Genomic DNA, 19,429 nt, shown 5'->3' on the forward strand with positions numbered 1-19,429 from the left:
CGACAAACAGAACATTAAGTATAGAGGCTGTGATGATAGATGAGTTGATAGTAGTTATCAATTGCAATTAATAACTACTATCATTTGGTTGCGGCCATTTGACGAAAGTCAATGGCTGTTAAGACTGTCGCTGATAAACCCTAATCGCGAAATCGGCTTCGCAACGGAACTGCTCGCTTGCTGCCAGTTGTTGCCAGACTGTGTCACTGGTTTTCCACGCAAATGGCGTCATCTGCATCAGCGCTGTAGCTTCTTCGCCGTTGAGTGTCATGTCGTAGTGGAGTTGGGTTTGATCGATAAGTTCAAAGCCATCGATATTTTCGTCTGCCATATCATGAAGTCGCACACCGTCATAAATCAGCTCTTTTAATTGGTACAGGTGACGGGCTGCCGGGGTAACCGTCACAATAATGCCGCCAGTTTTAATCGTACGCTTTAGCTCTTCGTTTTTGCATGGCGCATAAATGCGTACCATGCCATCTAAAGAGTGGTCGGAGAAAGGCAGGCGGTGGCTGGAAGCGACACAGAAATGACAGGTCGGGTAGCGTTTGGCCGCGTAGCGAACGGCCACTTTTGAAATATCCAAGCCATGTATTTCCAAAACCGGGTGCGATGCCAATGCCGCGGCAATACCTGAGGTGTAATATCCCTCGCCACAACCAATATCCAGTATTTGCTCGGCATCTTTTGCTAGGTGTTGTTCTAACTTGTCAATGACTAGTTGGCGCATTGGATCATAGTGACCGGCATCGAGGAACAGGCGTCTTGCCTGCATCATCTCTTTGTTATCACCCGGGTTTTTTGAACCCTTGTGATGTGCCGGCATCAAGTTTACATACCCTTCCTTGGCCTGATCAAACTGGTGGTTACTGGCGCATTTCCACGTATTGTCTTGTTGGGTCAGCGGCTGGTGGCAGAGAGGGCATTGGTATGGCATAGGTGTTACCGAACTTATGGAGTAAGTCGAACATTGTAAACGCCCCCTGTATACACCTGCAAGCACGGGGGGATCAGGATACTGATTACGTGGCTCTGTCACTAAGGCTGTAGCTCTTATTTTGTTATTCATTCTCTCCTGTGCATAAAAGTTCAATAAATATCCAACAATTATTCAACATTTCCCTATCTGTACTATGCTAGTTAAGCGCAATTAAGTGCTTGATTTATATCTTTTGCATTTAGCGTTCAAAGAATGGCAGTGCTTTTTACGGGGCAAATGACGGCCTTGACAATAAAAATGTACAACAGGAGTTGAACATGAAAAGAGTAGCATTAGCAGTGGCAGTGTCGGCGTTACTAGGTACAGGGTACGCCCAGGCAGGGACCATTTTCCAAGGTGATGATGGCTCGACCATCGATGTTTATGGCCGTTTGGCTTTTAACGTTACCGATAAAGGGTCCAGTGATGTCGAAGGTAAATTCGACGCCCGAGTCGGGCTCGGTGGATCACAAACGGTCAATGATGATGTGTCGGTGATTGGCTGGGCGGAGTACCAGGTAAACGCTGCCGAAGGAGCGAATGCCGGCAAGGGGAATGACAGTTTTACTGCCCGTTATGTGTGGGCGGGAATTGATGCCTCAGAATATGGTAAATACACTGGTGGCCGTGTGGCTTCAGGCTTGATTATGTTTACCGATATTGTCGATGTGTTCGCCGGTTCGGATATTGCGATTGCAAGGCAGGTGGACAGGGTAGATAGCACCGCAACTCAAGTGTTCCGTCAAGACGGTACCCTGCAATACCAAAATAGTTACGACTACTTTGATGTGTCGGTGGCATACATTCTCGGTAACAGCGAGTCAGATTTGGATACCGGTTATAACATCGCGCTGCGCTATACCTTCAACATGGGTGATGCAGGTAAGTTAGCGCCTGTTGCGGTTTATCAGGTTGACGAAGGTGATGATAGTAATCGTGACTATTACATCTGGGGTGTCGGTGCCAGCTACTACATCGGTGATTTAGTGCTAGGCCTGATTTACTCTGAAGATGAAGTGGATTTCAATAATGGGATCAAGAGTAAAGACGAAGTGGTTGAGTTTACTGCGGTCTACGAAGTCAATGATGACTGGGTGCTACGTGGTGGCTACCGTTGGTTGGAAAACAGTGACGGTGATGAACTTGAGTTGAGCGATACCACGCTGGAAGCTCAATATCGGTTAACCCTTCGCTCATCTATCTTTGCCAGCTATGTGTTCCGTGATGGTAAAAACAATCAGTCAGATGGCTTCTCCGGTAACACGGACGATGACTACATGTTCCTCGGGCTGCGTTACGAGTACTAGTCACACACGAATTAAGCCAGCAGGTGCTGGCTTAATTCGTGTCTAGGGTAAGCCGTTAGCCCCGGGCTTTGTATTCGGCTTTATCCAGACTGTGTTTTTTCATTCTCAGATACAACTTCTTGCGCGGGATCTGGAGATAGTTGGAGACATCGTTGATCCGGCCAGCAAACAGATACAGCGCATCTTCAATCACCTGCTTCTCGTAGCTATCGACCAGATCATCAAGCGGGCTGCTCATATGCTCCAGCGGCTTGGTTCGGTCTTGCCCGGCCAGCTTAACGATACCAATCGCATACAGCTCGGCCACGTTCTTCAGCTCAAGGACATTCCCACTCCACTCGTGGCGATTTAGCGTGTTGATATAGGCTTTGTCGATAGCGGGTACCGCTTTGTGGAGCTTCTGGCAACTCTGCTTCAGGAAGTACTTGAACAGTGGGGCGATATCGCTGACGCGCTGACGTAGAGGCGGCAACTGGAAACGAACTTGGCTCAGGAAGTAAAATAGCTCGGGCAGTAAGACTTCCTGCTCAACCAATGCCTCAGGATTGGCACCCGTAATCGCCAATACTCTGACTTCCTTCTTGTTTTGACGCTCTTGCTCTAGCAAGAAGCGGCACAACCATTGTTGTGTTTCCAATGGCATACTTTGGGGCTCGCTAAGGCTGATGCTGCCGCTGCGGGCAGAAATCATCGCTCGTTGCAGGTCTGCAGTACAGGTAATGTTACCGCCAAGGGTGGCAACGAACGGCCCTTTGTTCATCTGGCTGTGCTGGTGCAGCAGCTTAGTCACAGTATGGCGGCCTGTACCGTTTTCACCTTCAACGAGGACATCTCTCGATGTCAGGGCTATCTGGGTGACCTTTTCACGGATCTTAACCACCAGTGGGCTTTCTCCCAGCAACACTTCATTGGTCGATTGGCCGATGGCCTCACGCTGCTCGATCACCGCTTTCCGAGTTGGAAGGTGCTTGCCGAGTAATTCTAATAATTCTGCGGGCTGCAGTGGTTTTTGCAGGAAGTCGAGTGCGCCGCGTTTGACGGCATCGACGGCCATCGGAATGTCGCCGTGTCCCGTGATCATGATAACAGGCAGTTCGGGATCAAGGTTTTTGATATATTCCAGCAAATCCATCCCGTTGAGACCTGGCATATACATGTCGGTCACAACAACACCGGGCCAGTTTTTGTGCAATAAGGTAGTCGCAAGTGTTGGGTCTGTAATGGCTTTGACTTTAAAACCTGACATTTCAAGCAGTTGCTGATATGAGTCCAACACGTCCTGATCATCATCAATGATTAGTACTTCGATATCATTATTCATTATCATAATTTTTAAGCTCCAACACGACCATGGCACCACCTTGTAGGTTCGAGGCTAAGAAAATATCACCATCAAGACGGTTCATGATTGAACGGCAGATACTTAGGCCAAGGCCCAGTCCCACCTCTTTTGTTGTTGTAAATGGTATAAAGAGTTTTTCGATTATTTCGGCAGCAAATCCATTGCCGCTATCGCTGACTGCCAAGCAACATCGACCAGCCTGACAATCAAGGGATTCGAGAGTGATGATGCGCTGTTCGCAACCAGCGACGGCATCACAGCTATTCACCAGCAGGTTGACCAACACTTGCTCGAGTTGGATCTGATCGGCGTAGCAATAGCATGAAGCGGTGAGTTGGTTGCGGATTTCCGTTTGCTGCACCTTGGCCCGGCTTTCTACAATCATCATTGCTTGCTTGATCGACGCGTTGAGCTCTACTTGCTTCATTGGATTATCAGATGATTGTTTTTTGGAGAAGCTCTTCAGACTGGCGATGATCCGTCCCATCCGGGCGGCAAGGTTTTCCACCTTCGCCAGCGAAGTCGGTAGCTGATCCAGTCGTTGTTTATCCAATGCCAGCTTGGCCGTGAATATATGGGTGGAAATCGCCGATAGTGGCTGGTTTAGCTCATGGGCCAGCGAAGTCATTGTCTGGCCGACTACCGCCATCTTCGCGGCTTGAATCAACTCGTCCTGAGTCTCGCGCAAGTCATCTTCCACTCGCTTGCGATCTTCTATTTCCAATTTCAACTGGCGGTTGCGGCTGGTGAGCGAGTGGGTTTTTTCCCTCACCATTTTTTCCAACCAGCGGGCGGCTTTTTCCTGCTCAGTGATATCAGTCATAGTGATGATCACTTTTTCTTTCTGGCCTTGTTGAAACAGGCGGAAGTCCAAGCGCAAATAGAGGTTTTCTTGGTCGACCTTCTTTTGCTTCAAGGTGAGGTTACATCCCCCCAAACTAAATAGCGGGCTGGTTTCGGTAAATAAGGACTGCAACCGGGCATGCATAGTTGGGCTGAAAAGCTCCCAAATTGACCGGTTCTGTGGCATTTCAATATTGTCGAACAGGTTCAAGGCGCTGGGGTTGACCGACTCGATAATGCCTTCAAGGTTGCAGGTAATGATACTGGCCTGGGTGTTGTTGATCAGGTTTAGGGCATTGCTCTGCTGCATTTCCTGCATTTGGCGGCAAAAGTGGCGCAGGTTATCGCCCAACTGGCCGATCTCGTCATTACCGGATACTTGTATTTGGGCGTCAAGTTGGTTGTTGGCTACCGCCATGAGATCTTGTGATAGGAGGTTCAAGCGCTTGACGATGCCCTGGCCTACCAAGTAAATCGACAACATTACCGACAGGAACAAGGTGATCACCATGGTGCCGAACAAGATCAAATTACTGATAGAAATCGCCTGACGGGTTTTCTCGTTCAGTACATTGAGCGAGGCATCTTCTTGCTCCACCATCGTCAGAATAAGCTCTTCCTGATAAGCCAGTTGGGCTTGGATCCTATCTTGGTACCCAGTGATCTGCTGGTAGAGCTTGTCGTCCTTTAGCAGTTGTGTTTCTAAGATCCCGCCTGGCTCGACCAAGGCAATGAGCTCATTGAGCAGCTGTCGATAGGAAACGGTCGAGGAATAGTGGCTCAAACTTTGGCTCATTTGGCTGATTTCTTCAGTTTTGTAACCAATGAAGTAGAAGGCGTTGCCAATATCCCTTTCCTGTCGCTGCAAAATGATTTCTTGAACCAACTGGTGTAGCTCATTTTCCTTGACGGTGATGGCCTGCAGCAGAGAGAACTCGGTCATGACTTCATTGATGGTGCTCGATACCAAAGCATTGGGCAACATCCGGGTCAGCTGCCACTCAACTTCCTGACGGATGGGTGTAAGCTCGTCAATCATGTCTTGGTGCAGCCATTTGATGTTGCTTTCGGTTTGCGCTAGTACATAAAGGTGGGTATTGCGCTGGTACAACAGATCAGCATAGACATTGATGTCATTGAATAGGGTGTCGTGTTCACTCTTGATGGCTGAGTGGAACTTTAGGCTAGCGGTTTGCACGATAGCCGCGTTGATCTTGGCCAGCTTGTTGTTGATATTTTGTTTCAAATCTGAATGAAGGACAGGGTCGGTATTGTTGCTGAGTAAGTTCAGAGCCGCTTGCAGGCCGGCAGTGTTGCGCTCCAGCTGGTAACTGGCCCGCAGGGTCGGCATATTTTTCTCGACCATGGTCTGGATTTGATCGTCCAGACTTTCCCAGTTGATGATGGCGATCAGGCTGACACCGATGGTAAGAAAAGCCATGAAAGTAATCGACGCAATAAGGCGGTTACCAATGGTATTGCCTAGCCTCATTCGATTTGACCTCTCAGCTTGTGGTTATCAAGCAACCGCTCGCAGATGCTGATGGCCTGATTGAGTTGCTCGGCCATCAAGGTACGCCATTCCTTGATGAGGTGCGCCGTGTGCATGTCGGTTCTCGACATGGTAACCGCGTTTCGTAACTGGGGGGTTCGTGACTGTGCTTCGGAGATCGGTGGTGTAGAGGCCAGCTTGATAGCCAAGTTGTACTGACGCTGATCTTCCGGGGGCAGCGGGGTAAGTTGCTTGACCTTGTGGATCAGCTGCCAAGCTTGGTTAAGCCGGATAAGCTGGCGGTTGATGCTTTGCTCAAACAGCTGCTTGACCAAGATAGAACGCTCTTCCATAAGTTCGTGGTCAATCGAGGTGACTTCGAATGGCTGGGCCATGGTCTGGTGCAAGGCATATTTGTTGAGTGAGCTGGTCGATAAGGTTTGCTGGATGTCGTCTGAGAGCAAGAATTTAATAAAATCAATACTGCGCCTTGCTTGGTTGATATTCTTTACCGCGGCGACATAGCTGGGCATCAGCGGGCTTTTGGGCTGGTAGGAAAAATGGATAAAGGGGAATAGCTTTTGGCTTTCATGGGCATAACTGTCAATGATCGGGCCAATACCGGCCAATCCGCGGGCGATACTGTCCTTGACGCCATAACTGCGGGCCGAGATTGACGATAGATTGCCGCCGATTTGTAACAGTAATTGCCAACCGTTCTTCCAGCCATAATGCTGGAGGATGTTCTCGACCATGATATGGGTTGTACCTGATCGGGCTGGGCTACTCATCACCAGATGACGGAAGTAGCGAGGATCGGCAAGGCTTTCCCACTTGTTCGGTACGGGCAGTTTATGCTTCTTGAGGTAGTCCTTGTTCCACATGAGCCCGTAACCGGAATAGCCGAAGATAGCGACATTGGCGATAGAGTCTTGCATAAAACGTTGCTGCTGAAACGTCGAATCGAAGTTCAATGCGTTGAGCGGCAGCAAGCGATCTTCGTCAATCAGCGGCGTAAACAGTGATCGCGAAGAGGAGATTACGATGTCGATGTCATGGTCTTCATCACTGAGCAAGCGCAGGCCGGAGGTTTCCCGACGATGGAGTATTGTGAAGTGGACTTCAGGGTATTGTTGTTGAAACTGCTTCAATATGGGTTGCAGCGACTCAACGGTAAACGTGGTCAGGATGATCAGCTGATCAGTAGGTTTGGCCCAACTAGAGAACGAGAAAAAGAGTATGACGGCATAGAGAAGTTTCATCATCGGAGATCAACTAACCAGAATGTTTCTTTGTATACAGGGAAAACGGCACCAAGAGTAGTGCAATCACGGGCTAATAATTTGAATTATTAGTGGTTTATCGCTTTTACCACGTTCAATGCAGGTTAAGGGTCAAAGTTGACACAAGTTGCGAGCATTTATCGGTCGGGCTCACATTTTTACTATGGGGCAGGGGATGTCAAGGGGCAGCAGTTAAAAGCCGGAGCGGAGGCTCCGGCTTGAGAAATAAAGCGTCGCTAGATTAGGCGTTCAGTACCTGCTGGATTTCAGCGGTAGACAAGTGGTACTGACGAGGACAATTGCGCCATGTGCGTAGCATACGTTGGTATTTTTCTAGCATTGGCACTTGGCTGTTAAACATGTGCTCGGTTTTGTCGAATTGTGGGTACAGACCTTCTTCCTCTGTCAGGAAACGAACATAGTGAACATGCTGTGCTTCAGAGGCGGCATCAAAGCCTAGGAATTGAAGACGGCGCTGATCAACCTGGCTCTGGTTGTCGTCAGACAGCATCTTGTAAGACTCTTGCATTGCGTGATGCATTTCCATGAAGTCGATGATTTCGCGGCAGTTGTCTTCAGGCAGGTCACCAAACTCTTTATCCAGTTCACGCATTTGCAGGCCGTAACCGCGTTCTACAATAGTTTGCAGACGACGGTACTTGGTTTCGTTCTCAGGCGTGAGCTTGGACATCAAGTAATACTGGTTAGATAGGATCAGGCGTTGCGCGTTGGTCATTTCCATAATGATAGGCCTTAATTTTTTATTGAGCTGGCATTGAGGTTAACAGGATAAAACGAAAAAAAATTGATCTGGTTACGTCTTGCTAACTTTTTTTTGTTAAAAATTACTAATCGCATAAAGTCTATCCAAAGCCATTATGATTAGGCGATAAAATTAAACTATGTCCTTAATTATTACATGGGTTTTAGGGCTTGTTGGATTGAGATGATTGCACTGAAGCACATTGTTTGCGTTGCTGTCTGGTCGGGGAGTGGATCAGTCAACCTAACGATCAGTTGTAAAGAGATAGGCAAAAAGTGGAGGAAAGGATGTCAGGTGTGTTGAGTGGGTTCCAATTAGCGGGTTTTGTGGCTTCGGCAGTGATACTCGTATTGGGCTTTCCAAGGGATTTCTGGCCTAAGTTTCGTGTTCATAAGGACTACCAGCACTGGGTATTGGCCAGTATGTTAGTGCTTTTTCTGCTCTGGAGCCTCAAGGCAGGATTGGCCGATGGGCTGCAAGTGCATTTTTTGGCATTAACCACGTTAGCATTGTGCCATGGTTGGCGGATAGCCGCTTTGATAGGGGTAATTCCATCGGTGTTGTTAGCTGTATTCGGCTTGTTACCGATTGCGGACATTGGGGTTTATCTTGTGGTTTCCGTCATTTTTCCAGTCTGGCTGAGTTTTCTGCTATTTCGGCTGACTTATCGTTACCTCGCTCGTCATGTTTTTATTTATATTTTCGTGGCCGCTTTTCTTAACGGCGCGTTAACTATTACGGCACATCAGATGCTTAATGGTGGGGTGATGTGGTTAAGCGGCCTGTATAGCTGGCACTATATTGTCGATAACTATTTGGTACTGACACCCCTGTTACTGTTTCCCGAAGCATTGCTCAACGGGATGGCGATTACTTTGCTGGTGGTTTATCAGCCGCAATGGGTAAGGACATTTCATGACAGTGATTACCTTAATCAATAGTTTAGCCCGAAGGTCGATGCTTGCTGAATGTGGGTGGTGGATATTCCTTCGCTTTGATTCTTTCAGGAGCGCTTGGTGCCAGACACCTTGAACTTCGTTTTAAAACTGCTAACCTTCGCGCGTTTTTCTGCACGGTTAACCGTGCCCACTCGCATATTGCGCGAGAATCCCCGTTTTCTTCATTCATACGAACGAAATGCCGCCAGGAGGCAAGGATTCAAAGCAGAGGGAAATCGAGTGCATTTGGTGCCTGAGGTTTTTTCTTTAGGCAGAGGTGTACCTAGGTAGCGCCCCAAGCACTTTGGATCGGCTTGTTTTGAACAACCAACAGCTCTGGACTGCACGGTTCAGGGTGCGGCACTGCCTGATTGTTTCTATGAGTATATTTATGCAACTTCTATCTAGCCTGATCGGTATTCTACTGCTGATTGTTTTGGCTTATTTCCTTTCTGAGCAACGTGACCGTATTAATTGGCGTACTGTGTTAGGCGCATTGGCAATCCAAATGGGGTTTGCCGCGATTGTGTTATACAGCACGATTGGGCGTGAAGCCCTGTCTGATTTTTCTGCTGGTGTACAATTAGTGATCAGCTACAGTAACCACGGGATCGGTTTCCTGTTCGGCGGCTTAGTGTCTGACAAGATGTTCGAGCTATTCGGTGGTAATGGTTTTGTCCTTGCGTTACGGGTGCTGCCGGTGGTGGTGTTTTTCTCGGCCTTGGTATCGGTGCTTTATTACCTTGGTATCATGCAATTGATCGTGAATACGCTTGGTCGTGCGCTCTCCCGTGTGCTAGGCACTAGCCGTCCGGAATCGATTTCTGCTACGGCCAATATTTTCCTGGGTATTTCTGAAGCACCGTTGACGATTCGACCATACCTCCCAACCATGACCCGATCGCAACTGTTTGCCGTGATGGTTGGTGGCATGGCATCGGTTGCAGGCTCGGTATTGGTGGGTTATGCCCAAATGGGGATCCCGTTGGAATATCTGCTGGCGGCATCATTTATGGCAGCCCCTGCTGGCTTAATGATGGCCAAGTTGATGATCCCGGAAACCGAGGATGCCGATGCCTGTGTCGAGGAGTCTGAGTCGGAGCAACAGCGCCCAGCGAACGTGATTGATGCGGCGGCGCAAGGTGCTGCACAGGGGATGCAGGTTGCCTTGAATATTGGCGCCATGCTGTTGGCTTTTGTCGGCTTGATCGCGTTGTTCAACGGTATGCTATCCGGAGTCGGAGGCTGGTTCGGGATGCCTGAACTGAGTCTGGATGTGATATTTGGCTATATTTTCTTGCCGTTTGCCTTTATGGCGGGGATCTGGGATTTCGATTCTGCCCAGCAAATGGCGGTTATCTTCGGTACCAAAACGACCATTAACGAGTTTGTCGCCTTTTCGCAGCTTGCGCCTATGATTGCCAGTGGCGTACTGGAGCCTCGCGTTGAGGCGATTATTGCCTTTGCGTTATGTGGCTTTGCCAACTTTGGCTCAATTGCCGTGATGCTGGGAAGTATCGGGGTGATGGCACCAAGCCGTTATCATGAAATTGCAATACTGGGTATGCGCTCTTTGGTGGCAGCGACCTTAGCAAACCTGCTCAATGCAACGGTAGCAGGGCTATTTATCAGTTTGGTGTAAGCCGGACAAACAAAAACGCCAGCGGAAGCTGGCGTTTTTTTATGTGATGGCGAGCGGTTAGCTTAAGCCAACAATGTTGCCGTCAGTATCAATGTCTAATCCTAGATAGGCTGGCTTCTCTGGTAAACCCGGCATCGTCATTACATTACCGCATAGGGCATACACAAAGCCCGCACCGGCACACAACTTCAGTTCGCGAACCGGAACGATAAAGTCGCTTGGCGCACCTTTCAGGCTAGGATCATGGCTGATAGACAGTGGCGTTTTCGCCATGCACAGCGCCAGATTGTCGTAGCCTTGAGCTTTGAACTGAGCGAGTTGTTCTTTGGCCAAATCAGACAGCTCGACACCGCGGCAGCCGTAGCCGACTTCAGCAACTGTCATCAGCTTCTCTTCCAGAGTCTGTGATAAGTCGTAAAGCGGTTTGAAGTTAGCGGGTGTTTCACAAGCACGGGTCACAGCGTTAGCCAGTTCAACCGCACCTTCACCACCTTTGCCAAAGGCTTCGCTGATCGCCACTTCGACATGGGTTGCGAACGATTCGGCTTCAACCATAGTTTTCAGCTGTGCCAGTTCTGCATCCGTGTCTTGCGGGAAGCGGTTGATGGCTACCACGACAGGTACACCGTATTTAGCTGCGTTGTTGATGTGCCATTTCAGGTTGTCGAACCCGGCAATCAGTGCTTTTTCGTCTTCTTCGAAGATGGCTTGCGGCAGGGCTTGGCCCGGACGTAGGTCATATAGGCCAGAGTTGGCCTTAAGACCGCGCAGGGTCGCCACTACCACAGCACAGTCTGGTCCACGACCAGCTTGTTGCGCTTTGATGTTACAGGCTTTCTCAAAGCCCATGTCCGAGCCGAAACCGCCTTCGGTAATGGTGTAATCAGCAAGTTTAAGCGCGATACGGTCGGCAATGATAGACGAATTGCCATGAGCGATGTTGGCAAAAGGGCCTGCGTGGATCAGGGTCGGAACACCTTCCAACGTTTGCATCATGGTTGGTTCAATGGCTTCAATCATCGTCACTGCCATGGCACCGGCAACCTGAAGATCTTCTGCCGTTACTGGATTGCCATCAAGATCATAAGCCATTACGACACGGCCGATACGCTGGCGCATGTCAGCCAAGTCTTTTGACAGGGCAAGGATAGCCATCAGTTCAGAGGCCGCAGAGATATCAAAGCCGTCTTCGCGCTCGAGGCCGTTGATGGTTTTGCCCGGCTGGTTTTTACCAACGGTAATCATGCGAAGGGCACGATCGTTGTGATCCATCACGCGTCGCCAGACGATGCGATCCATATCAATTCGCAGAGCAGGCATACCGGTTTTCTCGCTAAAGCCGTCATAGCCATGGCGCTCTTCGTGATAGACACGGGCATCAATGGCTGCTGCTGCTAGGTTATGCGCTGCGGTCACGGCATGAATATCGCCAGTCAGATGCAGGTTGAGTTTTTCCATCGGCGCGACCTGGCTGTAACCGCCGCCAGCAGCACCGCCTTTCACACCAAATACCGGACCCATTGAAGGTTGGCGGATACACGCCATTACCGACTGGTTGATTTTAGCCAGGCCTTGGGCCAGACCAATTGTGGTAACGGTCTTGCCTTCACCTAATGGGGTTGGTGTGATAGCGGTTACCACTACCAACTTGCCTTCTTTCTTATCAGCCAAACGCTTTAGGACAGACGGTTTCACTTTGGCTTTCAATGTGCCTTGCGGAGTCAGATCCTCCGGTAGCAGGCCAGCCCGCTGAGCGATGTGATCAATCGGCGTAAGCGTCGTATCACGGCAAATTTCAATATCACTTTTCATGGGCGACCATAACCTCGCATTTGGTAACATTATATATATCGCGCAATCAGGTTTTATAAGTTGCGCAATCGTTTGCGTTGGATTTATACCATAATTTTATCACGGGTAAAGCGATAAATGCGGATAGTTATGTCACGAGATTGGTTGTTCTTTATGGAGTTGTTACGCGGGTAACCGTTTGTTTGGCTAAAGTGTTTGATAGGGAAGGGGAATTTTGGTGTTACTTTTTTGTATTTAAAATAAATTTCATTGCCTCTTAATCGGTGAAATTTAGTGTAAGGGCCCTTGGCTTACAACTGATTGGCTGCTGGGTACGAGAACGTACCCAGCCTTGAAGGATTTTAGCCAAGGTGGCCAAGGACATTGATGTTTTTGTCTTCTGGAATTTCATTGTACGAGAGCACGACCAAGCCTTTGGCAAAAGTACGGGCATAGCGCGCCAGCAATGGTCTTAGCTGTGGTGTGACTAATAAGATTGGCTTGAAGCCATTTTGTTTCAGCTGCTCTTTGACTGCCGGCATGTTCTGTTGCAGTTGCGCTAACAGGGTTGGCTCAACCGGGAAGCTATCGAGTGACGTTTGGCCGCCACTTTGTTGGGCTTTACCGAGCGATGTCAGCAGCATTTTCTCAAGGTTGTCACTCAGGGTGTAGATATTGAAATCCTTGCCTGAACCGACCAAGCTGTTGGTCAGCGAACGCTTGAGACCACAGCGGACATCGGCGGCGATCAGGATAGGGTCTTTGGTGATTTCACTGCTTTCGACCATGACTGAGGCGATATTGGCGATGTCTTTTATCGGTACTTGGTCAACCAAGAGCTGGCGGAATACCCGCATTTGCTGCTGGTGGTTCAACTGGCTGGTCAAGGCTTCCATCAGCTTCGGTGCTGCGTCACCAAGACGCTCCATCAAACGCTCGACATCATCATGGCTAAATAACTCGGCCAGATGCTCTTTGATGATTTTACTCAAGTGGGTTGCAACGACCGTCGCGCCATCAACCACGGAATAGCCCTGATTAAGTGCTTGGGGTTTGTTGGCTGGTTCAATCCAGACGGCATCAAGGTTGTAGGCTGGATCTTTACCGAGTACGCCATCGAGTTGGCCGTATACTTCACCGACTGCAAGGGCCATCAGACGTTCGGGATCGATTTCTCCTTGCGAGATAACCTCACCGTGTAGTAGTAGCGAGTATTGGGTTGGCTTGAGCTTGAGGTTATCGCGAATGGCGATTTCAGGGATCAAGAAACCAACCTGCTCGGTAATGGTTTTCCTCACGCCCCGAATGCGCTGTGCCAGCGGCTCACCTTGGTTTTTATCGACTAAGTTAACCAAGCGGTAGCCCAGCTCAAGAGCGATAGGGTTGACCACCGGCACATCATTCCAACCAAGAGACGGGGTATTGTCTTGGGCAATGGCTTCGGCAACAGCTTCTGCCTGTTCGAGCGGTTCGGGATCGTTTTCAATCCGTCTTTGTTTCCAGCCTGCATAGGCTAAGACGGCGGCAAAGATGAAGAACGCAAGGTGCGGCATACCCGGCACCAAGCCAATGATCAACATGATTGCCGAGGCGGTAAACAAGGTTGTCGTGGAAGCCAGCATCTGGCGGTGGACATCGACAGAGATATCGCCGCTGTCGTTGACCCGGGTAACAATAATGGCGGCAGCGGTTGCCAGTAGCAAGGATGGGATCTGGGCAACCAAGCCATCACCAATGGTGAGGAGGGCGAAGCGCTGGAATGCCTCGCTGGCGGCTAAGTCATGCTGCACCATACCTATGGTAATACCGCCTAAGATATTGATGACCAAGATCATCAAACCGGCAATGGCATCACCGCGGACAAATTTTGAGGCACCGTCCATCGAGCCGTAGAAATCTGCTTCTCGGGCTACGTCATCACGGCGGGTTCGGGCTTGGTTTTGGTCTATCAGGCCAGCATTCAAGTCGGCATCAATTGCCATCTGTTTACCAGGCAGAGCATCAAGGGTAAAACGAGCTGATACTTCCGAGATACGTTCGCCACCTTTGGTGATCACCACAAAGTTGATGATCATAAGAATGACGAAAACGACAATACCGACGAAGTAGTTACCACCGACAACCACATCGCCAAAGGCCTGGATTACCTTACCGGCAGAGTCACCACCGAGGTGACCATTGAGCAATACCACCCGGGTAGAGGCGACGTTGAGGGTCAGTCGCATCAAGGTAGCGACCAGCAAGATAGTCGGGAAGACCGAAAAATCGAGTGGTCGTTTGCTCGATACCGCAACCAGCAGCACAATGACGGCCAGTACGATATTGAAAATGAACAGGCCATCGAGCAGCCACGGCGGCAAGGGTAAGATGACCATGGCAAGGATTGCCAGCAGCATAATGGGAATCCCAAAATAGCTGGTGGTCAGGTTCGGAAACAGTTGTTGCAGTTTCGCTTTCATAGGACTTCTAGCTCAAAGTTGACGGTGCTTGTTGTAATAATTGCTGGTTGAGAGTAATCAGTGGTGTTGCTGGTATCTGTTAGCTATTTTTTAGTTAATAAATGCTTGGGGATCGCAAAGCTTGGCAAAGGCTGAGGTTTCTCTTTATTCCCCTCTTTATAGGCCTTGAGCTGCATTACGTATGTTAATACGTGGGCCACGGCGACAAACAGCGGTCCCGGTATTTCCTGATCGACACGGGTATTGAAATAAATCGCGCGTGCCAGTGGCGGCAGGTTAATCACCTCTATGTTGTGTTTCTTGGCAATCGCCTTGATGTGGAAAGCCATTTCGTCTTCGCCTTTGGCAACAACAAAGGGAGCGCCGGCTCGGCTCAGATCATATTTGAGCGCGACAGCATAATGAGTCGGGTTGGTCAGAATGACATCGGCGGTCGGAACTGAATTATCAATTCGGCGGCGAGACATCTGTTGTTGAATTTGCCTGACCCGCTGCTTGACCTCTGGACGACCTTCGCTGTTCTTGTGCTCGTCCTTCACTTCCTGTTTGGTCATCTTCAGCTCTTTGGTGTGGCTCCATAACTGGTAGGGCATATCAATCAAACCGATCAGCAGGACAACGACACCAAAATAGATCAGCGCTTTGATGATATGGCTAAGGGTGATCCCCATACCTTGCTCGAAAGGTGCTCGCTGGGCGGCAATCAAAGTGGTGAGATTGTTATCGAGTAGGACATACAACACGGTTGATAGCAGGATGATCTTGAGGATGGACTTAACTAGCTCAACCAGTGACTTGATGGAAAAAAGCCGTTTAAGACCAGCGAGCGGACTGATTTTGCTTAGTTTTGGCTGGATAGGTTTGAGCGACATAACCCAACCGCCTGGAACCATTGAAGCCAGGATGGTCATGATGATCAACACCATGGCCATCGGGACAAAAATGCCGGCCAGCAAGCGTACACTCTCAGCGAGCTTGCGGGCCATGATATCGGGTTCTTTGAGCTCGGCGGCACTGAGCTGGTAGTTTATGGTAAATAGCTTCTCGGCTTGCTCGCCGAGGAAGTGGCCATAGGCCCAAAGGAACATTGCAATAGTGATAAACAGTACGCCGACCACGAATTCCTTGGAGCGGGCGACTTGGCCCTCACGTTTGGCTTTGCGCAGTTTCTGGGGGCTGGGTTTTTCGCTTTTATCCTGGCTGCTTTGCTGCTGAGACATGTCAGTTTCCTCCCATCAGTCGCATTTCAGCTAAAATCTGGTGACAAAGCTCGGCATAAATTCCCGGCAGGCCAGAAGTGGATAGCAAGACGGCACACAATCCGAGCATCATTGACATCGGAAAGCCCAAGGCAAAGACGTTCAATGACGGGGCTGCACGGTTCATTACCCCGAAAGTCAGGTTGACGGTGAGCATTGCGGCAATGGTTGGCAGGGCGATAGTGACTGCTGCGGTCATCATCCAGCTAAACAAGTCAATCAAGCGGGCAAAAGAGACTTCGTCGAAACCGCCACCGACGGGGTAGCGGCTAAAGCTCTGAACCACGATATCCACCGCCACAAGGTGACCATCCAAGGCAAGGAACAGCAAGGTGGTGAACATCAGAAAGTAGTTACCCAGCAGGGCAACGGTTACCCCGTTGGCGGGATCGTTCATCATCGCCATCCCCAAACCCATCTGCATAGACATGATCTGGCCGACCATTGCCATGGCCGCGAACAGGAACTGCAAACACATACCGAGCAGGGCACCGATAATGATTTGCTCTCCGGCCAGCACCAACGCTTTGAGAGAGACGGGATCAACCGCTGGCATTGGCGGCAGTAGCGGGGCGCAAACCAGCGTGATGGATAATGCTAACAGCAGCCGGGTACGATTGTTGATATGCGCGTTGCCTAAAAAGGGCATGGTCATGAAGGCTGCCGAGATACGAAAAAATGGCCACCATAACTGGCCGGCCATCGCCGTGATCTCGGCAAAGGTGAGGTTGACCAGGCTATCAGCTAACGACATTGGCAATCGTATGGAACAGTGTGGTGAAAAAATCGCTTATGTTGCTCAGCAACCAAGGTCCAGCAAAAATCAACATCAACAGAGTTGTGAGTAGTCGAGGTAGAAAACTCATCGTTTGTTCATTGATTTGGGTGGTGGCCTGGAATATCGCTACCAACAGGCCGACCAGCAGACTTGGGCCAATCAAGATGACGACCATGGAGATAATCATATAGATCGCATCAGCATAAAGACTCGCCGTTGCATCAACGCCCATCACAAGCCTCCAAAGCTGGCGGTTAGGCTACCGACCGTCATGGTCCAGCCATCGACCATCACAAAGACCATCAATTTAAACGGCAACGAGATGATCAGTGGTGATAGCATCATCATACCCATGGCCATCAACACACTGGCGACCACGATGTCGATGATCAGAAATGGAATGAACAGCATGAAGCCGATCTGAAAAGCGGTTCTGAGCTCGCTGAGGACAAAAGCCGGCATCAGTACCGCAAAACTGATTTCTTCTGGTTCAAGATCGAGCGGGTCGCCCGCAATGCGCAGCATTTGTTCAAGGGAGTTTTCATAGGTTTGTGCCAACATAAATGCTCGCACGGGTTTTTCTGCGGTTGCGACAGCTTGCTGCAGAGTGATTGCCCCAGTCTCATAAGGTACGTAGGCATCGGTATAGATAGGATCCCAAACCGGTTTCATCAGCAGCATGGTCAAGGTCAGGCCAATACCAATAAGAATCCGGTTGGGTGGACTTTGCTGTAAGCCCATCGCCTGGCGAAGAATCGCCAGTACCACGATGATCCGGGTGAAGCTGGTCATCATCAACAGCATCGACGGTAAAAAGCTCAGCGCCGTCATCAGCAGCAAAATCTGAACTTTAACCGAATATTCTTGGTTACTTTCGCCATCAAAGACCGACATAAATGCAATCCCCTGATCGGCTAATGCTTGGCCGGAAAAGCCAAGCATCAGTGCCACAAGAGGCAGAAATTTCAGCCAGTTAGGCATCTTTTTTTTATGCAGTAACGTCATGCAATGCATCTTCGGCAATGTCAGTAAGGCGCAGACCATACTTGTCGTTGATTACTACGACTTCGGCATGGCCAAGCAGGCGACCATTGACTTTAACATCCAGCGGTTCGCCATTGAGCTTGTCCAGTTCAATCACTGAATTAGGGCCGATAGTTAACAGCTCACCCAAAGCAATATCAGTGCTGGCTACTTCTAAGGTAACGGTCACTGGAATTTGACGGAAAAACCCAAGGTCCCGTGATGTTTGTGCTGCGTTTGTCGCGTTGTCTAACGTGTCCGATGCCGCAGGGGTATCGAAGATGTCTGCAACATCGGCGTCGATATTCAGATCGCCATCAAGAAGGTGTTGGATGTTTTGTTCGTTCATAATCAGTGTCGCTCCTGAGGAGTAATGTTATCGATAACTTGCAATACAAGGTGACCGTTACGCTCTACAACATGGGCCTGATACAGCGGTAGCGTGCCTGCATTAACATCGACAACTTCTTGGATTTCGGTAGAAATGATGTCACCAACGTTTAAGTTGATAACTTGGTCTAAGGTCAGGGTTTGGCGGCTCAACACCGCATTGAGGCGAAGTGGAACCTGCTTGAGGTGCATATCCCTCAAGCTATCGACTTTCGCGGGATCAATCTGGGTGACAACATCCTTCGCCGTCAGTTGTAGCAACAGGTCATCATCGAGGTGAAGATGAATTTCGCCATGGCTATCTTCAATTTGGATAGCGAATTTGGCATGTAGCACACCATTGCTAAACGTCGGTTGCTCGGTTGACACTTGCCATTGGTGACTGACTTGGTTCAGCAGAGTTGCAGCAAGTCTCGCTTGAACGCGTTTTTCACTCGCATTCATCGGTTGAGTCTTTGCCGGCGAGGCTTTAGCACTAACTGGCTTGGCTTCTGTGCTCTCTACTTTGGCCGAGGAGTCTGAATCTGCATCCGTAATAGCGCTTGGTTCTGCTTTATCCTTTAGAGCAAAGCTTGGTGTACCACCATAAAATGCTTCGGCTATAAGGTGGGTCAATGGCTGTGAAATACTGACAAGACATTGGCCATCAAATTTATTGTGGGTGAAGCAAATAGGCTCCCTGTCTTTAATTTCCTGATAGCTAACATCTAAGCCATAGCTGAGCAATTTTACATTGCAATCAGAACGGCGAGTCATGCTGTTTAGCGTTTTCTCCAGCATTTTTACAGATTGATTAATATAGGGAGATAAAGACTGCTGAGCAGCATTCAATGGTCTTCCTAATGAACGAATGTCGATAGGAAATACATTTTTATAACTATGTATATTCCTCGGTTTGATTTTATTTTTGTTAATGCTCGGTTTCATTAATAATCCCGAAGATATAAAAGTTAAACTGAATTGCCTAATAAGCTCAATTATTTGCTTGCATCTTTACGGCGACTATTTCTAACAGTATTAGTCGAATAGTTCAAATGCTTATAAATAGATGTCATATTTCTGCAAATTAATTTTTTTAAATGAAAATTCAATTATTTGGTGAATCAAGATCACAAAATCATTCAAGATGTTGATGCGAGC

General features: G+C 49.1%; 16 protein-coding genes. 3 read left to right on the forward strand and 13 right to left on the reverse strand.

Going from position 1 to position 19,429, the window contains the following annotated elements; genetic code table 11:
- Positions 1-118: 118 nt before the first annotated feature.
- Positions 119-937: a 23S rRNA (guanine(745)-N(1))-methyltransferase gene (gene rlmA, locus ACVA58_RS21670; RefSeq protein ID WP_446512437.1), complete on the reverse strand. Its 819-nt coding sequence runs from the start codon at positions 935-937 to the stop codon at positions 119-121.
- Between the two features lie 320 nt (positions 938-1,257).
- Between rlmA and ACVA58_RS21675 the strand changes: the two genes are divergently transcribed.
- On the forward strand, positions 1,258-2,286 hold the full coding sequence (locus ACVA58_RS21675) for a porin (RefSeq protein ID WP_446512438.1): 1,029 nt from the start codon (positions 1,258-1,260) through the stop codon (positions 2,284-2,286).
- Positions 2,287-2,341: 55 nt separating this feature from the next.
- Here the strand turns inward: ACVA58_RS21675 and ACVA58_RS21680 are convergent, their stop codons facing one another.
- The 4 genes from ACVA58_RS21680 to ACVA58_RS21695 all read right to left on the reverse strand — a co-directional run bounded on the left by ACVA58_RS21680 (position 2,342) and on the right by ACVA58_RS21695 (position 7,988).
- Positions 2,342-3,613: a sigma-54-dependent transcriptional regulator gene (locus tag ACVA58_RS21680; protein ID WP_446512439.1), complete on the reverse strand. Its 1,272-nt coding sequence runs from the start codon at positions 3,611-3,613 to the stop codon at positions 2,342-2,344.
- Complete coding sequence (locus tag ACVA58_RS21685) at positions 3,600-5,963, reverse strand: ATP-binding protein (protein WP_446512440.1); 2,364 nt, start codon at positions 5,961-5,963, stop codon at positions 3,600-3,602. Before ACVA58_RS21685 ends, ACVA58_RS21680 begins: the two co-directional genes overlap by 14 nt.
- Positions 5,960-7,228 carry an ABC transporter substrate-binding protein gene (locus tag ACVA58_RS21690; RefSeq protein WP_446512441.1) on the reverse strand — a complete coding sequence of 423 codons (1,269 nt, stop codon included), beginning with the start codon at positions 7,226-7,228 and terminating at the stop codon, positions 5,960-5,962. Before ACVA58_RS21690 ends, ACVA58_RS21685 begins: the two co-directional genes overlap by 4 nt.
- A 259-nt stretch (positions 7,229-7,487) precedes the next feature.
- Positions 7,488-7,988, reverse strand: a complete 501-nt coding sequence (locus tag ACVA58_RS21695) for a YfbU family protein (RefSeq protein ID WP_446512442.1) — start codon at positions 7,986-7,988, stop codon at positions 7,488-7,490.
- A gap of 308 nt (positions 7,989-8,296) precedes the next feature.
- On the opposite strand from ACVA58_RS21695, the gene ACVA58_RS21700 reads away from it, so the two are divergent.
- Together ACVA58_RS21700 and ACVA58_RS21705 are read left to right on the forward strand one after the other, a co-directional pair.
- On the forward strand, positions 8,297-8,950 hold the full coding sequence (locus ACVA58_RS21700) for an energy-coupling factor ABC transporter permease (protein ID WP_446512443.1): 654 nt from the start codon (positions 8,297-8,299) through the stop codon (positions 8,948-8,950).
- A 388-nt stretch (positions 8,951-9,338) separates the two neighbouring features.
- Complete coding sequence (locus tag ACVA58_RS21705; RefSeq protein WP_446512444.1) at positions 9,339-10,589, forward strand: NupC/NupG family nucleoside CNT transporter; 1,251 nt, start codon at positions 9,339-9,341, stop codon at positions 10,587-10,589.
- 57 nt (positions 10,590-10,646) lie between these two features.
- On the opposite strand, the gene ACVA58_RS21710 is transcribed toward ACVA58_RS21705, so the two are convergent.
- The 8 genes from ACVA58_RS21710 to ACVA58_RS21745 form a co-directional block, all read right to left on the reverse strand.
- A complete protein-coding gene (locus ACVA58_RS21710; RefSeq protein ID WP_446512445.1) occupies positions 10,647-12,401 on the reverse strand; it encodes a formate--tetrahydrofolate ligase in 1,755 nt (584 codons plus the stop codon).
- 341 nt (positions 12,402-12,742) lie between these two features.
- Positions 12,743-14,839, reverse strand: coding sequence for a flagellar biosynthesis protein FlhA (gene flhA, locus ACVA58_RS21715; protein ID WP_446512446.1), 2,097 nt, complete (start codon positions 14,837-14,839; stop codon positions 12,743-12,745).
- Between the two features lie 83 nt (positions 14,840-14,922).
- Positions 14,923-16,059 carry a flagellar biosynthesis protein FlhB gene (gene flhB, locus ACVA58_RS21720; RefSeq protein WP_446512447.1) on the reverse strand — a complete coding sequence of 379 codons (1,137 nt, stop codon included), beginning with the start codon at positions 16,057-16,059 and terminating at the stop codon, positions 14,923-14,925.
- Between the two features lies 1 nt (position 16,060).
- Positions 16,061-16,852, reverse strand: a complete 792-nt coding sequence (gene fliR, locus ACVA58_RS21725) for a flagellar biosynthetic protein FliR (protein ID WP_446512448.1) — start codon at positions 16,850-16,852, stop codon at positions 16,061-16,063.
- A complete protein-coding gene (fliQ, locus tag ACVA58_RS21730) occupies positions 16,839-17,108 on the reverse strand; it encodes a flagellar biosynthesis protein FliQ (protein WP_446512449.1) in 270 nt (89 codons plus the stop codon). Before fliQ ends, fliR begins: the two co-directional genes overlap by 14 nt.
- Positions 17,108-17,818: a flagellar type III secretion system pore protein FliP gene (gene fliP / locus ACVA58_RS21735; protein WP_446512505.1), complete on the reverse strand. Its 711-nt coding sequence runs from the start codon at positions 17,816-17,818 to the stop codon at positions 17,108-17,110. Before fliP ends, fliQ begins: the two co-directional genes overlap by 1 nt.
- A 46-nt stretch (positions 17,819-17,864) precedes the next feature.
- Positions 17,865-18,248, reverse strand: coding sequence for a flagellar motor switch protein FliN (gene fliN, locus ACVA58_RS21740; RefSeq protein ID WP_446512450.1), 384 nt, complete (start codon positions 18,246-18,248; stop codon positions 17,865-17,867).
- Positions 18,249-18,250: 2 nt separating this feature from the next.
- Entirely contained in the window at positions 18,251-19,216 is a 966-nt protein-coding gene (locus tag ACVA58_RS21745) for a FliM/FliN family flagellar motor switch protein (RefSeq protein WP_446512451.1), read from the reverse strand.
- Positions 19,217-19,429: the final 213 nt, after the last annotated feature.

It is taken from the genome of Photobacterium sp. DNB22_13_2 (genome assembly GCF_052873915.1).

Excerpts from the sequence above, each read along its gene's own strand:
- rlmA (WP_446512437.1), bottom strand. The coding sequence starts at position 937 with ATGCCATACCAATGCCCTCTCTGCCACCAGCCGCTGACCCAACAAGAC.
- ACVA58_RS21675 (WP_446512438.1), top strand. The coding sequence starts at position 1,258 with ATGAAAAGAGTAGCATTAGCAGTGGCAGTGTCGGCGTTACTAGGTACA.
- ACVA58_RS21680 (WP_446512439.1), bottom strand. The coding sequence starts at position 3,613 with ATGATAATGAATAATGATATCGAAGTACTAATCATTGATGATGATCAG.
- ACVA58_RS21685 (WP_446512440.1), bottom strand. The coding sequence starts at position 5,963 with ATGAGGCTAGGCAATACCATTGGTAACCGCCTTATTGCGTCGATTACT.
- ACVA58_RS21690 (WP_446512441.1), bottom strand. The coding sequence starts at position 7,228 with ATGATGAAACTTCTCTATGCCGTCATACTCTTTTTCTCGTTCTCTAGT.
- ACVA58_RS21695 (WP_446512442.1), bottom strand. The coding sequence starts at position 7,988 with ATGGAAATGACCAACGCGCAACGCCTGATCCTATCTAACCAGTATTAC.
- ACVA58_RS21700 (WP_446512443.1), top strand. The coding sequence starts at position 8,297 with ATGTCAGGTGTGTTGAGTGGGTTCCAATTAGCGGGTTTTGTGGCTTCG.
- ACVA58_RS21705 (WP_446512444.1), top strand. The coding sequence starts at position 9,339 with ATGCAACTTCTATCTAGCCTGATCGGTATTCTACTGCTGATTGTTTTG.
- ACVA58_RS21710 (WP_446512445.1), bottom strand. The coding sequence starts at position 12,401 with ATGAAAAGTGATATTGAAATTTGCCGTGATACGACGCTTACGCCGATT.
- flhA (WP_446512446.1), bottom strand. The coding sequence starts at position 14,839 with ATGAAAGCGAAACTGCAACAACTGTTTCCGAACCTGACCACCAGCTAT.
- flhB (WP_446512447.1), bottom strand. The coding sequence starts at position 16,059 with ATGTCTCAGCAGCAAAGCAGCCAGGATAAAAGCGAAAAACCCAGCCCC.
- fliR (WP_446512448.1), bottom strand. The coding sequence starts at position 16,852 with ATGTCGTTAGCTGATAGCCTGGTCAACCTCACCTTTGCCGAGATCACG.
- fliQ (WP_446512449.1), bottom strand. The coding sequence starts at position 17,108 with ATGGGCGTTGATGCAACGGCGAGTCTTTATGCTGATGCGATCTATATG.
- fliP (WP_446512505.1), bottom strand. The coding sequence starts at position 17,818 with ATGCTTGGCTTTTCCGGCCAAGCATTAGCCGATCAGGGGATTGCATTT.
- fliN (WP_446512450.1), bottom strand. The coding sequence starts at position 18,248 with ATGAACGAACAAAACATCCAACACCTTCTTGATGGCGATCTGAATATC.
- ACVA58_RS21745 (WP_446512451.1), bottom strand. The coding sequence starts at position 19,216 with ATGAAACCGAGCATTAACAAAAATAAAATCAAACCGAGGAATATACAT.